The organism is Paenibacillus sp. V4I5, from assembly GCF_030817255.1.
Lineage (GTDB): Bacteria > Bacillota > Bacilli > Paenibacillales > NBRC-103111 > Paenibacillus_E.
In genome coordinates this window covers 5,033,533-5,048,027 of sequence record NZ_JAUSZB010000002.1, presented here as the reverse complement: position 1 = coordinate 5,048,027, position 14,495 = coordinate 5,033,533, and the positions used below count along the sequence as shown (strand labels likewise).

The 14,495-nt window shown below is 48.4% G+C and carries 11 protein-coding genes and 1 pseudogene; 2 read left to right on the top strand and 10 right to left on the bottom strand.

The genetic code is table 11. The features are described from left to right. Positions 1-56: 56 nt before the first annotated feature. Positions 57-1,271, top strand: coding sequence for an NO-inducible flavohemoprotein (gene hmpA, locus QFZ78_RS25040; RefSeq protein WP_307551557.1), 1,215 nt, complete (start codon positions 57-59; stop codon positions 1,269-1,271). Positions 1,272-1,298: 27 nt separating this feature from the next. Here the strand turns inward: hmpA and QFZ78_RS25035 are convergent, their stop codons facing one another. From QFZ78_RS25035 to QFZ78_RS25025, 3 genes are all read right to left on the bottom strand, one after another. Beyond that, on the bottom strand, positions 1,299-1,802 hold the full coding sequence (locus tag QFZ78_RS25035; RefSeq protein WP_307551556.1) for a Crp/Fnr family transcriptional regulator: 504 nt from the start codon (positions 1,800-1,802) through the stop codon (positions 1,299-1,301). A gap of 234 nt (positions 1,803-2,036) precedes the next feature. Next, on the bottom strand, positions 2,037-2,531 hold the full coding sequence (locus QFZ78_RS25030; protein WP_307551555.1) for a hypothetical protein: 495 nt from the start codon (positions 2,529-2,531) through the stop codon (positions 2,037-2,039). Positions 2,532-2,640: 109 nt separating this feature from the next. Continuing rightward, positions 2,641-3,819 carry an ROK family transcriptional regulator gene (locus tag QFZ78_RS25025; protein ID WP_307551553.1) on the bottom strand — a complete coding sequence of 393 codons (1,179 nt, stop codon included), beginning with the start codon at positions 3,817-3,819 and terminating at the stop codon, positions 2,641-2,643. Between the two features lie 172 nt (positions 3,820-3,991). On the opposite strand from QFZ78_RS25025, the pseudogene xylA reads away from it, so the two are divergent. Further along, positions 3,992-5,313 (top strand): annotated as a pseudogene (gene xylA, locus QFZ78_RS25020) (xylose isomerase). A 178-nt stretch (positions 5,314-5,491) separates the two neighbouring features. Here xylA and QFZ78_RS25015 read toward each other — a convergent pair. The 7 genes from QFZ78_RS25015 to QFZ78_RS24985 form a co-directional block, all read right to left on the bottom strand. Beyond that, positions 5,492-7,738 carry a glycoside hydrolase family 88/105 protein gene (locus tag QFZ78_RS25015; RefSeq protein ID WP_307551551.1) on the bottom strand — a complete coding sequence of 749 codons (2,247 nt, stop codon included), beginning with the start codon at positions 7,736-7,738 and terminating at the stop codon, positions 5,492-5,494. Positions 7,739-7,752: 14 nt separating this feature from the next. Further along, positions 7,753-9,489, bottom strand: a complete 1,737-nt coding sequence (locus QFZ78_RS25010) for a hypothetical protein (RefSeq protein WP_307551550.1) — start codon at positions 9,487-9,489, stop codon at positions 7,753-7,755. Positions 9,490-9,500: 11 nt separating this feature from the next. After that, positions 9,501-10,448: a sugar phosphate isomerase/epimerase family protein gene (locus QFZ78_RS25005; RefSeq protein WP_307551547.1), complete on the bottom strand. Its 948-nt coding sequence runs from the start codon at positions 10,446-10,448 to the stop codon at positions 9,501-9,503. 109 nt (positions 10,449-10,557) lie between these two features. Continuing rightward, positions 10,558-11,577, bottom strand: coding sequence for a Gfo/Idh/MocA family protein (locus QFZ78_RS25000; protein ID WP_307551545.1), 1,020 nt, complete (start codon positions 11,575-11,577; stop codon positions 10,558-10,560). Between the two features lie 25 nt (positions 11,578-11,602). Beyond that, positions 11,603-12,682: a Gfo/Idh/MocA family protein gene (locus tag QFZ78_RS24995; RefSeq protein WP_307551544.1), complete on the bottom strand. Its 1,080-nt coding sequence runs from the start codon at positions 12,680-12,682 to the stop codon at positions 11,603-11,605. Beyond that, complete coding sequence (locus QFZ78_RS24990) at positions 12,630-12,785, bottom strand: hypothetical protein (protein ID WP_307551542.1); 156 nt, start codon at positions 12,783-12,785, stop codon at positions 12,630-12,632. The genes QFZ78_RS24995 and QFZ78_RS24990 overlap by 53 nt, the downstream gene beginning before the upstream one ends. 24 nt (positions 12,786-12,809) lie before the next feature. After that, positions 12,810-14,489 carry a type 2 periplasmic-binding domain-containing protein gene (locus tag QFZ78_RS24985; protein WP_307551541.1) on the bottom strand — a complete coding sequence of 560 codons (1,680 nt, stop codon included), beginning with the start codon at positions 14,487-14,489 and terminating at the stop codon, positions 12,810-12,812. Between the last annotated feature and the right edge of the window lie 6 nt (positions 14,490-14,495).

The following is a 14,495-nucleotide window of genomic DNA, read 5'->3' as shown; positions in this document are numbered from 1 at the left end:
TCTTTTCACTATACTTAAGGCATCAAGTTAATCTATGTGAAGTGAGGCGATCCTTTATGTTAACCGAGCAAACCATCCGAGTTATTAAATCGACAGTCCCCGTACTGGAAGTTCACGGTGTAACGATAACTAAACGTTTCTATGACAGGTTGTTCACAGCTCATCCCGAGCTGCTGAATCTATTCAATCATGCGAACCAAAAACAAGGCCGGCAGCAAACCGCTCTAGCCAACGCTGTGTATGCGGCAGCCCTCCATATTGATCGGCTCGAGGCCATTTTGCCTGCAGTGAAACAAATTGCCCATAAGCATCGCAGCCTAGGCGTTAAAGCGGAGCATTATCCGATTGTCGGCCAACATTTGCTTGCAGCCATCAAAGAAGTGCTTGGCGATGCAGCAACTGACGAAATTCTTCAAGCTTGGGCTGAAGCCTATGGGGTCATAGCAGATGCTTTCATCAGTATTGAAGCCGAGATGTATGATACGTCTGCGCAACAACCCGGTGGTTGGAAGGATTTCAGACCCTTCCGAGTCGAACGCAAAAACAAAGAAAGCGACGTCATCACTTCCTTCTATCTGGCACCCCAAGATGGGGGCGCACTCGCAGCATTTGAACCAGGGCAGTATGTGAGTATCCGAATTCAAATTCCAGGGGAAGATCATACCCATATTCGGCAGTACAGCCTTTCGCATGCACCCGGGGAGATTTACTATCGGATCTCAGTAAAACGCGAGGATCACAATCCTGCTATTCCTGCAGGCAAGGCTTCGGTCTATCTGCACAACCAGATGCAAGAGGGCGATGTGCTCTGGTTGTCCGCGCCAGCTGGTGATTTTACACTGGATCAAAAGGATACTCGGCCTGTCGTACTTATCAGCGGTGGTGTTGGGCTGACACCAATGGTCAGCATGCTTCATAGCCTTGCAACCACGTCGCCGAATCGTCAGGTTACATTTATCCATGCGGCTCAGAACGGTCAGCATCACGCGCTGCGCAGGGAAATGGAAGAACTTGCCAAGCAGCAACCGCAAGTGACTGTTGCCTGGTGCTATGAGCAGCCGACAGAAGCCGATGCAGCGGAACAAGCTTTTCATAAAAAGGGATATATCGATTTGCCTTGGATCCAAAGCGTTGTACCGACTGTGGAAGCTAGCTTTTATTTCTGCGGACCCGTACCGTTTATGAAAGCAGTGAACCAAGCGCTCCGTGAATGGGGTGTTCCCGACTCGGACCGCCATTATGAATTTTTTGGTCCTGCGGGCACCCTGTAAACGGAAGGGCGGTTGGATTTCTACTTTTTACAGTTTTATGTTCTCCCTCAGTAGACGATTCACTGTCTCCCGGCGAAGCCCGATGAACTGACCGATTTCCTCCTGCGTCAGCACGTCTGTCAACTTCGAGGCTCCCAGGTAGTGTTGGAACCAGCTTTCCATCTTCATCAACTTGGCAGCGGGAGTCACTTCCGTCAGTTGATCGATACGCTGGTGCATCATGCGCAGTTTATCCTGCAATTGACGCGCAATCACGCGGAAATGCTCCGGGCTGCGCTCCAGCTCCTCGTACCACTTCGCAGCAGGAAGCACTTCTATGTCACAAGTGATAAGCGCAATTGCAGTTCCGTAGTACGGACTTGGACTAATGAGCGAATGATGTGGAATCGTTTCGCCTGGCACTATGATATTCACGAGTGTCGTATTCCCGTCCTCATGGGCACGAACAATTTTCAACAGACCGCTTTGAAGCTGGTACAGCGGTCCCGTGTCACCTTGGCGGAATAGTATTTCTCCTTTGTGCAGTTTCATATTTATTCTCCTTCATATGAGAAAACCTCTATCGAGGCCTTTCGAAGATGAGCGACCGCGTTTAACGAGGAGAGACTTTGGTCTACGACCAAAGATCCCTATATTAGGTTTTATCGCCAATAAGAAAGTCAATTTTCTCTGTTAGAAAAAACTTATACTTTCTTATGTGGTGAAAAAAAAGCGACAGCATTCACCTGCTGATCGCTTTTTTTATGATTGCTAGCTGCTGACCAGCTACATCTCTTTTTTTAACGGTTCCAGCTTCGTACGAAGCTGAGTAAGTGCCAGTGTCAATCTGGCAACCCAATTCAACTGCTCAACCTTGCCAATGAGCCAAATCGACCCCATCAGTCCCAGGAGAGAAACGAGGACAGCTGCAGGCAGCGCCCAGAATGAGACTGGATGCGCAAAATATGGAATGAACGAAACGGCGAGAATTGGGGCCGCGTTCCATTTGAACCACTGAATGAGAGTGATGGTAAAAATAGCTGTTATGAAAAATGACATTGCACCGTGGCTAATCGCATACATCACACTGCCAATTGTCACTGCAATGATGGCACCCATCGTGATACGTCCTATGTCCTTAATTTGGTCCACCCGATGCATAAAAAGAAAACTGAATGCCCCAAGCGTCGGATAAAATACCATCTTCATTGATGGGAAATGGTAGGAAGCCCAATAAGCTCCCATGAGGTAGCAGCACATCACTAGTGAACGTAGAAACATCGTTGGTTCCCGTCCTTTATTCTCTTATTCTAAGACACTTTTCTCATTGTACAAAAGGGAGCACCCTTCGGTCAACCAGATGGCCGAAATCGCGGCTGAACTTTCTTATTTAGTTCCGCTCTACCGAAACCGTTGTTTCCACGAAGAATGTGGCCACCGCAAAAGATGCCGCCCCGAGCACCGTCGACCGATCGCTCAGCTCGCTGAACGCCACTTTCAGCTGCTTTCGCGGATGCGGCAGGGAACGCTTCTCGAGCAGGGCCAGCAGCGGTTTCATCAACCATCTCTCGGCACTTGCTAAGCGGCCGCCGAGAATAATATATTCGGGATTGTATCCGTTGATAATATTAACTACGCCTACACCGAGATAATATCCAAGGCGCTCAAAAAGCGCTATCACAGTTGGATCTCCGGCTTCGGCTTTGCTCAGCAAAACCTCCAGATCCGCAGCGTCATCGTTAAGCTCGCGGCGCGCCTGCGTGAGGAGCGCATGCTCAGACGCATACAGCTCCCAACAGCCTAAGCTGCCGCAGCTGCACTTGGGCCCGTCGTGCTGGATCGAGATGTGCCCGATCTCACCAGAGAAGCCGGTCGCCCCGCGGTACAGCTCGCCCTTAATGATGATCCCAGCACCAATCCCGATGCCGATCGACACATACACCAGATTCGCCGTGTCTTTACCGGCTCCGAACTGCTTCTCCCCTACAGCTCCGGCGTTCGCTTCGTTATCGATAACAACCGGAATGTTGAACGTCTCCTCGATTTGCTGCTGCAAAGGCACGTTCTCCCAGCCAAGATTCGGCGCGAACAGCAGATTGCCGCTCTCGTCACAAATACCCGGCACTCCGATGCCGATTCCTATAATACCGTAGACGCTCTCCGGCGCGTTTTCTATCAGTCCGCGGATGGTCGTTTTCAACAGCTGGACAACCTTTTCTACGGAAGAATTGTCATGCTGCACTCTTATCTCCCGGATGATCTTACCGCTTAAATCCGTCAGCACCGCGAGAATATCAGTAACCCCTAGATCGACCCCAATGGCATAGCCAGCCGTTCCATTAAAAAGCAGCATCATCGGCTTGCGCCCTCCGCTTGATTCACCAACGCCAATCTCTTCCACGACACTGCTCTCGATCAATTCGTTAACAAGACTCGAAACTGTCGCCTTTGTCAGCCCTGTAATTTCTGCAATCCGTGCTCGGGATATTGGAGAATTCGTGCGAATATGGTGTAGTACGATGGATTTATTTATTTTTTTAACGAGATTCAAATCGCCTGTTTGCTTCATGTTTGCCCCCACACTGCTCTAATTGCTTGTCGCTCTTTTCTAATGAACTGATTTTAACATGAAAGACATTTTCACGCATTAACTAAGTTTGTTTAATGAATTTACAAACTATTCATTTGGTGCTATGATGACTGCATAAGCAATTATTCCTTAATTTATGGAGGCTGAATTCATGAGCTACTTTGACAACATTCAACCAATTAAGTACGAAGGCCGCACATCGACGAACCCGCTTTCTTTTAAATTTTATAATCCCGATCAAGTCATTTTAGGCAAAACTATGCGTGAACATCTACGTTTTGCAATCGCTTACTGGCATTCTTTTTCCGCTAATGGCTCCGATCCATTCGGCAGTGGCACAGCGATCCGCGCTTGGGATCAATACTCCGGCCTTGAGCTGGCCAAAGCTCGCGTTGACGCTTGCTTCGAGCTGCTGAACATTCTGGATGTCGACTACTTCGCTTTCCATGACCGCGATATCGCACCTGAGGGCAGCACGCTGCAAGAAACGAACAAGAACCTCGACGAGATCGTTGCCCTGATCAAAGACAAAATGAAATCCAGCGGCAAGAAACTGCTCTGGAACACAGCTAATATGTTCACTAACCCGCGCTTTGTTCACGGCGCCGCTACGACGAACAATGCAGACGTATTTGCTTACGCTGCTGCCCAAGTGAACAAAAAGCATTAGATCATGCCAAAGAGCTCGGCTCCGAAAACTACGTTTTCTGGGGCGGACGCGAAGGCTACGAGACTCTGCTGAACACGGACCTCGGTTTGGAGCTTGATAACCTTGCTCGCTTCCTGCACATGGCGGTTGATTATGCCAAAGAAATCGGCTACGACGGTCAATTCCTGATCGAGCCTAAACCAAAAGAGCCATCCAAACACCAATACGACTTCGATGCGGCAACGACGCTATCTTTCTTACAAAAATACGATTTGCTGCCGTATTTCAAATTAAACCTGGAAGCGAACCATGCCACGCTTGCTGGTCATACCTTTGAGCACGAGCTTCGCGTCGCGCGCACCAACGGTGTTCTTGGTTCCATCGATGCGAACCAAGGCGATCTGCTGCTCGGCTGGGATACCGACGAGTTCCCGACAGACCTGTACTCGACGACACTCGCGATGTACGAAATCCTCTTGAACGAAGGCGGCATCGGCCGCGGCGGCGTGAATTTCGACGCCAAGGTTCGCCGTACTTCCTTCGAGCCAATCGATGTCGTCTACTCCCACATCGCAGGCATGGACGCTTTCGCTCGCGGCTTAGAAGTCGCTGCCAAATTGATCGAAGACCGCGTATTCGACAACATCCTCGACACGCGCTATGCTTCCTTCAAATCCGGCATCGGCGCTGACATCGTGTCCGGCAAAGCGGATTTCAAGTCGCTTGAAGCTTATGCACTTGAGAACAACAGCACCATCGTGAACCAATCCGGCCGTTTGGAATTGATTAAAGCCACAGTTAACCAATACCTCATTAACACGTAATCGTCAAAAATCCCGCTCCAGCCATTAGGCGTGAGCGGGATTTTTTTATTTGTCTATTAGCATTTGTGGATAACGCCCCTTCCATCTGTAACAATGTTTTTCATCGCTAACAGATGGGGAACACGGAAAATTGCCTCCTTAGCGCTTTAAAACACGCTTACCCCCACCACCAAGCTCACTATCTCCGCTCCTCCGGGAGCGACAGCCAACGCTTCAGCTTCACGACTTCTGTCCCAGCCAGCATCATAATGCCAACCCCGTGGTTATCATTGGTTACGGTGAGCAGGTCCTTTTTATAATAATCAGCGGTAAAGGCATACCGCGAGCCGCTGCAAACGCCATGCACATTGCCCTGGGCGTCGATGGCCAGACGGGTCAAACCGTCCCATGCTTTCAGCGAAGCATCGACGAACCGATTTGGTTCCTTGAGCCAGCCGAATCGCACGCCTCTCGCAAAGGCATAGGCAAACATTGCCGTACACGAGGCTTCCTGATAGGCGTCAGAATCGTTCAACACCTGATGCCACAGCCCGCTTTCAGCTTGCAAATCGGCATATCCCGTGCAAAGTTCGTTAAAGAAATGTACTAACTCCGGGCGAGCTTCATGGTCTGCAGGTAGAACCTCCAGCACTTCTGTCAGCGAGAAGAGTGTCCAACCATTCCCACGTCCCCAAGGAATGCCGGTAGCCATGCCGTATTTGAAATCAAATACATGCGACATAATGCGCTGATCCGGCATGTACAAATACTTGCGGAATAACAGAAATTGCTTCGCTGCTTCATCCAGTGCCTCGCTGCTGCCGGTTATCCCCGCATAGCGGCAGAGAAACGGCGTGCTCATGTATAAATCATCGGCCCACATCGTATTTTCCGAATATTCATCCTGACATATCCGATAAAATGCCCCGTCTTCCTTACGCTCCAACCGCGTGAGTATGAAGTCGGCAATTCGCTGCGCAATCGGCAAGAAGCCCGGATCCTTCTCTTCCTGATAGGCTTCCAACATCGCGGAGCCAAAGGAGCCGCAATTATCCAGCATTTTCATCATGACCAATTGTTGATTGATCGCAGGGAACCCGTACTGCTCTCGATCCCATAGCGAGTAGTCGAACATGTCTGTGCAGCTTTGAACATGCCCAAGGGCGTAACCGATAATATCAGACCGCTCCAGCAACCGACCTGCTTGCAGCAGTCCATAAATGGTCACACCAAGCGGATAATCCCAGCGGGCATAATTCGTAACATTGCCGACAGTCCATTTATTGCTCAGCATGGCATTCTCATAATAAGGACGTATCCAGGCGTCAGGACGGTCTAACTGCCAGTACGTCTTGTCACCTGTAGCACCTGACTCTGAACCTTTAGCATAAATGCGATCGGTTCTTAATAATTCCTCATATGCAAGCTCAACACTTGCATCCAGTGGTCCAACATAGAACCACGGCTCAGCTGATCCGTGAACCTTCTGAGGAGCGCTTAATGGGACAACCTGTCCCTTAACATAAGCATGAAGTGTGAAACCCCAAGCGTTATTTCCACAAATACTGCGGATTAACAGATCATGTTTGCCAAAAGATAGCGGGACTTCCACCTGAAAGCCGCCTTCTTCCGCGAGCTCCAATACCTGCCTCCCATCCAGCCAAACGGTCAACGGGCCTGCCGTATAGCCCTTCAGCAGACAAGATTCTTCACCTGAGCTCACTTTGTCCAGCTTCGTCCACGCGTACGCTTGCTTACCAGGCTGTAAGCCGAATAAACGCTCGCAAACAGGCTTCGCAAGATCACCTTCACTCCACTCACAGGTCGGCAGCCAGCGCAGCCCGTACTCTTTCTCTGACGCCAAACCATCAGGCAGTGGACTGCCCTCGAATATATCCGTGTCAGTCGGTGCAGAGTACACCCATCCCGCCTGTCCTTGCCTTTCGGCAAATGGAGTAAGCACATTCAGAATCCGTACTTTGGCTTCATCAGATCCGAACAAGCAGCCGAAGCCCGCAGCCGTATGCTTGGCTTTGATAAAAAGTCGGTTCCAGCCTTTCACAAAGTTCAGATTAAGCTTAACGCTGGCATCTGGCTTAATTTCATCTATTACGTTAGAACGATAGGCACGTTCATCATTGAAATAGAACTCAATCGGCCCCAAACAGCGGAACAACACATCCAGGTTTCGTTCACCATCGCTCCATACTAAACCATAGGCATATGAAAATTGGCCTGGTCTTGCTTCGGGAAATCTCCGTCCCAGATTCAAATCAAACATCCCTTCCTCGTTCTGCAAAATACCAGATCGGTAAAAGGCCCGGTAAGCAAATGGGACGGGCGGATTTGCCCCAATGTAGCGGTCCGCAAGCACCTTCAATGTTCGGTTATCGTCGTCTCCTAAGCGGGACTGTATACTCTCTTGTTCATTAAAATAAGTCGTCATCTCGGCCTTCCTTTCTACAGTAGACGTACCGTAAATGTCCGGTCGAACGGCGTCACCAGGTTCACATGGACGTATTTGCAACCGGTCGGATGTTGGTCTTCACGAAGCACTGGCAGCAGATGCTCGTAGGCGCCTGTTGAAATCTCAATTGCATCTTCATCCACCGTATATTTCATAGATCCATTTTTCAAGAAATATTTTCCTGCCTCGGCTTGAGCGAGGTCACTGCCGCTAACCGTACCCTCATCTCCAAAAATAAAGGATAACTGCGTGAAAACATCTTCTCGCTCATCGGAAAGGATACGAATCGTCCATTCCCCGTCTCCTTGCCTAATTTCCGCTTGAAACTCAAGGGTTTGCAGATGTGTCATCGGACGATGCTGATGTGGAAGCAAGTACCACGGACTGAGCGTCGATCTCTCCGCTGACTCCGGCAAAAATTGACGCGGAATCGGTCCGTTATATCCTTTTTCCAATACAACTCCTAGTTTATAAACGCCTTCCTCAGCAGTTAGGTGTGCGAACTTCACAATTCCTGGCGAGAAGGATGTAGACAGCTTAATGCCCAGCAGCCTTACTTTGCCATGACGAAGGGAGAAGAATGACGGTGTCTGCGGCATAATCGTCACGCTCTGATCAAGCTCCCGTATGCGTACAAGCGGGGCACCAAAAGCTAGGTGCATGCTGCTATGCTCGATTTTCATATGGTGGCCCACGCCATCGATTTGCGCCAAATGCTCATTGATCGGATGGTGCTCATTGATAACTTGGACATAACGATCGGGAAGCGGAGTGCGCTCCAAACCGGAAATATCTGCTTCGGGATACAGCAATAAACCCAAGAGCGCATTGTTATTTACCGCTTCAGGACGCTTAATAAAGGTGCCAGCGTAGTCTGACATCGCAGCGAACAATGGATCTTTATCATGTGCAGCCATTAAGTGATAGATTAGGAAGTAAGTAGCCATATCAAACGTCTGTCCGAAATCCTGGCGTCCCGAATAATCGGTTACCACCTCACCGGATGGATGGATCAAATACACCATCATGCGCAGATTGCGACGCACACATTCAAGTAACTCTGGACGGTTAAGCACACGTCCTGTATGGTATAAAGCAATATCGCTGACGGCATTATAGATGCCGTTGCTGCGCTCTGTCCATTCGCCGTCCTGTGTGATATCCATACCTTCTGCCAACCATTCATCCGCTCTAGCTATGAGCTCAGGCATTTGGAAAATCTTATACAACAGCGAAAGTGCTGCTGTGATAACCCAGCGATGGTTCGGTGTATGACATCCGCCTGTCAGCATCGCAGGGATCGTACGCTCCAGGAAGAGCTTCAGCTTGGCGGAAGCAGGCTTCACAGCCGCCCAGTCATGCGCCTCAAGCAATTGGTAAACTTGCGTAATTCCACCTACGACAAAGGCTGTATCTGGAGGGGAATTATAGTTTGTTGAACCTAACGATATCGTGCCGTCGGCATGCTGGCGGTTCAAAATAAAATCCGCTGCTTTGTCGAAAGCGGACAAAAGTGCCCCATCATGATAGTAACGTGAATCTGGATTAACTAATGCGGAAGCCCAAACGGCCAAAACGCTCGGCGTGCTGAGATGATTGACACGGGCGATGCCCGTTTCATCAATAATTCCACCAACATATTTCGATGTAGGATCAAGCACCTGCTGCTGCAGCATAGCTGCTGTATGTTCATCATAAATGTGTACCAACTGTTTATAAGTAGCGTCCATGCTGATCACCTTTAACCTTTCATAGCTGCAATTTTACTTGTAATGAGTCTGTGGCTCTCATCAATCTCATCTGGTTGGCATAGAGCCTTCAATTCATAGACTTTGACTTTGGCGAAATCAATCGCTTCAAGAAAATGATCAAAATATTGCAGATCTTTACTGTGCACATAAGGACACCAGTGATCGGACAGCTCAAGTGTTTCATGGATGTGTACGCCATAAATATAGCGTTTCACTTCCTGCAGCTCCTTGAGATTATCGTACAAGCCCATTCGATCCATCATCATGGCATGGCCGATATCGTACCACAAATAAACCGGACCACCCTTCAGATTTTCGCAAATGGTCTTCGCTTCCATTAAGGTCGGCATCTGGTACGATCTTGAGCGTGTTTCGATGCCAATGGCTACAGACCATCCTTGTTTGGCTGCATGCTCGCTCACTTCCTCCAGACTGTCTTGAATCCGTTTGGTATAGAGCGGACTCAACCGTTCCCGTCTTTCGGACATGTCCTTCCACAGCTTTTGATATTCCGGTGAATCCTTCCCGTGATCCCTGTAAAGCTTTTTCAAATCCAAATCAATGTTATATTCAAAAGGCACTTCGCCTGGATGCACGACAACGGCCTTCGCTCCATAGCGGTTCGCATATTCCATAGACCGGATCAACAGCTCCACGGATCGCTTGCGCTTCACCTCATCATCGAAACCGAGCATGACGGAGTCCGTATCATAATCCTTATCATTAATGAAAGGAAATACATTATGCACACTGGATACGCCAATTTCCCCTTTTTCGATCATCGGCTCTATCGTCTTCATCATCTCTTCCGTCACGTTATAGTTCAATTCCACCTGACGAAAGCCGAGTTCCTTGATCTCCTCTATCATGTTCCGCCCAATCGTGTGTTTCTTAATGTTCCAGCAGGTAGAAAATGAATATTCCCCTTTATCCAGCATGTCTGTTCCTCCTTAGAACTTAGTTGTCAGCCTATCCCTTAATAAAGAAAAGCCAGATTACCCTTGTTCCTTTGCAGGGGATGGTCTGGCCTTTCCTTAAGGAAGTTCCTTATTCCGCAAGGTCACTCAGCCTACATACAGCACCTGAGCGTGCCGATAAAGTCGAAGCTTCCATTAAACGGGTCAAATCAAGGGCTATTTGTATATTTTCAGAAGCCGTTGTTCCACATGTAATATGGGAGACCCATTGTTCAAAAGCCGAAGGCAGACTTGGCAGATCCGTCACTTCTTGCCACCCTTTTGCTGCCTCGCCTTCCAGCTTAGCGCTGCGTATCAACAGTTTGTCATCTGTTCTGGTGTACATCAGGCTGCCCTTGGTTCCTTGAACCTCAATATCAAATTGTGAATAGCTATTTACAAATCCCGCTTCAACAATGCCTATAGCCCCATTTGGATAACGTAAGATAGCTACCGCACTATCCTCTACCTCTCGCTCCGTGATATAACCGAAGCTCGCACTAACACTTTCCGGTAAACCAAGGAACAGTCGGGTCAAGTACATCGGATGGCAGCCAAGATCCATCAATGCTCCTCCCCCGCATTCCTCTAAGTTGAAGAAATGGGATGGGAGCGAACCATTTGGATGTTTTTCTGTTCGCAGTGCGCCGTTATGAGCAAGCCGTATACGAACCGTTGTTATCGTTCCAAGCAGCCCCTCCTGAATGAAGCTTTGTGCAGCTTGCGTAAATCCCATATAGAGACGCGGCAGAGATACGGTTAATTTAACCCCAGCAGCCTCTACAGCAGCCAATATCTCCTTACATTCCTTCGTCGTGGTAGCTATAACTTTTTCTGTGAAGATATGCTTACCCGCTTCAGCCGCTGCGATGATGACATCACGGTGCCGATTCGTTGGAGTATCCACAATAACACCGTCGATATCAGGTTTTGCCAAAAGTTCATGCAAATCTTCGTAAAACTTGATGCCGTATTCCTCAGCTTTCTGTCGTCCTCGTTCTGGAACTTCATCCCATACAGCAACGATTTCGGTACCCGGGTGCTCGACAGCCAGACGTGCATAATCCTTTGCATGAACATGCCAAAAACTCAACATCGCTACTCTAATCATGAAAGAATGGCCTCATTTCCGGTTTTTAGTCAAAATAGACCGCTTTTCCCGTTCTATTGGATTCGTAGATAGCCTCAAGAATTTCGGAAACCACACACGATTGCTCGGCCGTTACAATAGGCTGCTTATCGTTCATTACAGCATCAATCCATGTACGGATTTCTTTATCCGACATGCTCTCTTTTTTACCCTCGTAGAAATCTGCGCCTTTGGCATCGAACTGTAGCTGATTGACGTATAAACGACTATGGTTTTCACCATTTATGCGTAAGCCATCCTGCATGTCGGCTCCGCCTTCTGTACCGCAAAGCGTACACTTTGCTTCCTTCGTATCCAATGTATTTAAGGCCCAACTCGCCTCCACCATCACAGTCGCGCCGTTTTTCATCACGATCATCGCAAATGCGGAGTCTTCCACTTTGAATTTCTCAGGATCCCAAGGACCCCAGGAATTAGCGGCATTTTCTTTCCGTGAAAGCTTATGATAAGCGGTGCCAAGCACCACCTTAGGTTCGTAGTTATTCATCATCCACAGCGTTAAATCGAGAGCATGTGTACCGATGTCGATCAGCGGACCTCCGCCTTGTTTGTCTTCATCCAGAAATACACCCCAAGTTGGAACCCCACGCCTGCGAATGGCATGCGCTTTGGCAAAATAAATCTCGCCTAGATCACCGTCTTCAACCACTTTCTTCAAATGCTGACTATCCGCACGGAAACGATTATTGTAGCCAATGGTCAGCTTCTTACCTGTACGATTAGCTGCTTCAACCATACGCCGAGCATAGGCGGCTGTTTTGGCCATCGGCTTTTCACACATGACGTGCTTGCCTGCTTCCATAGCTGCGATCGAAATCTCCGCATGCGAATCATTCGGGGTACAGATATGAACAATGTCAATCGAAGTATCCGCAAGAAGCTCTTGATAGGTTTCAAACACCACTGCTCCAGGAGCACCAAACTTCTCAGCAGCTTGCTGAGCACGTTCAAGCATGACATCAACAAAACCAACAATTTCGACCTGCTCTATCTTTGCTAAGCTGGGTAAATGCTTACCAGTTGCAATACCGCCGCAGCCAATGATGGCGACTTTCACCTTGTTCATTCCTATTTCCCCCCATGATGTGAATCCATCGATCCGATGATACGAATGAGAAAGAAGCTGGACATCCAAGCGTTGTCTGCATGGCAGGCAAACGCATATCCATGTCCAACTCCTCCTTCAAAATCAGTTACTTCACTTGCTCCATTTGTTGTCTAGCAATTGTCATAATATCTTTGGCAAGGAACGCTTTATCTTTATTTTCCGCATACCATTTGTTCATAAAGTCATCAAGCTGCTTGCCGCCGGCTTTATCCCATGCCGCTTGTGCGTCTTTAATCGCTTGTTCCGGGCTGTATTTCGCACCGCTGATGATGGCCTTAACAAATAAGTCGGTTTGCTCTTTTAGAATTGTTGCGTTAATCGTTTGGAGATCAGCAGGATAGACCGGCATATGTTCCCCATGGGTCAATCCAGGGTATTGTCTTTGCGGATCGAAATAAATTTTCTGAAGTTCTTTATACATGTCCGAACCGGCTTTCTGTTCAGGTACCGCAGTATTAAATCCGTTTAGAGTAAAGAAACACTTATCTGTTCCTGTAGAGTAGAACATTTCATAGTCTAAAGCGTAGCCGACTTCATTTTTCGATTTCAATGGATCGATGGTCTCACGGCAGCCATTGGCGCTCTTCTTCCAATGTGTCCCTTCGTCTCCGTTAATAACCTTCGAAGCGGTTTCCTGTTTCATCATGAAGTCCAGATAGCGACCGACAGCTTCCGGCTCCTTCGCCTTGGCGTTCACAACAGTCGTCATTTGCACTGGATTATCTAATACACCGGTAAATGTCCCCAGCGGTGATTTCGGATAGCCTAACGGAGCAATTTCCGCACTTGCCACATTTTTCTTCAGCGTAGCAAAGTCGTTCATAACAAAGTCAAACATGCCGCCGGAAAATTTAACGTAAATGCCGATTCTGCCGTTCAGGAAGTCTTGTTTGGCCTTTGCGCCGTCTTTATCATTGATATAATCTTTATCGATAAGGCCATCGTCATAGAGCTTCTTCTTGAAGGTCAGGGAGGCCAGCTGATTGTCCCACAGAGGGATTATTTTTCCATCCTTAGTTCCCCAGGCAATCAAATCCTTGGACGAATTTTCACCGAAAATCTCGTTGATGGCTTGTTCAGAATAGTAGCTCATGTTCATCCCGTACGTATCTTTCTTACCGTTGCCATCAGGATCTTGTTCAGCAAATGCCTTGGCTACTTTCATAAGCTCTTCCGTTGTTGTCGGCATGCTCAAATTCAGCTTTTTCAACCAGTCGGTACGAATTATTAACATGTGCTGTATTGTAGCTTCTTTTACTTTACCGACTTCATACATCTTGCCGTCCGGCTTCGTCCCCGCTTTCTTCAACTGAGGATACTGGTCCAGCAGCTTCTGGTATTCAGGCATGAATTTTAAGATGTCGTCAATGGGAAGCAGCTGCTTCTGATCGTACAGACTGTTACGGAACGGCGTGTTGTACTCGTTCACAATATCAGGCGCAGAACCGGAGGCAAAAAGAACATTCATTTTTTTCGTAGACTCGCCTCGGAGGACTGGAACGTATTTCACATTCACAGGACCGTTTTGATTGATCCATTTGGTCCAACGATTTTCTTCGTAGTTCCCCTCCGACGCAGGTACACCACCTCGATCATACATGGAAACGGTAACATTTCCTCGTTTGGCTGCCGCTGTCTCCTTCGGAGCATTCGTAGCCGTAGTACCGGCTGCCGTTCCTTCTTTCTTGTCGCTGCTGCAACCAACAAGCGTTGCCCCTAATGCTACGACCCCAATTGTCATACCCATCCACAACTTTCTTTTCATGCGCAA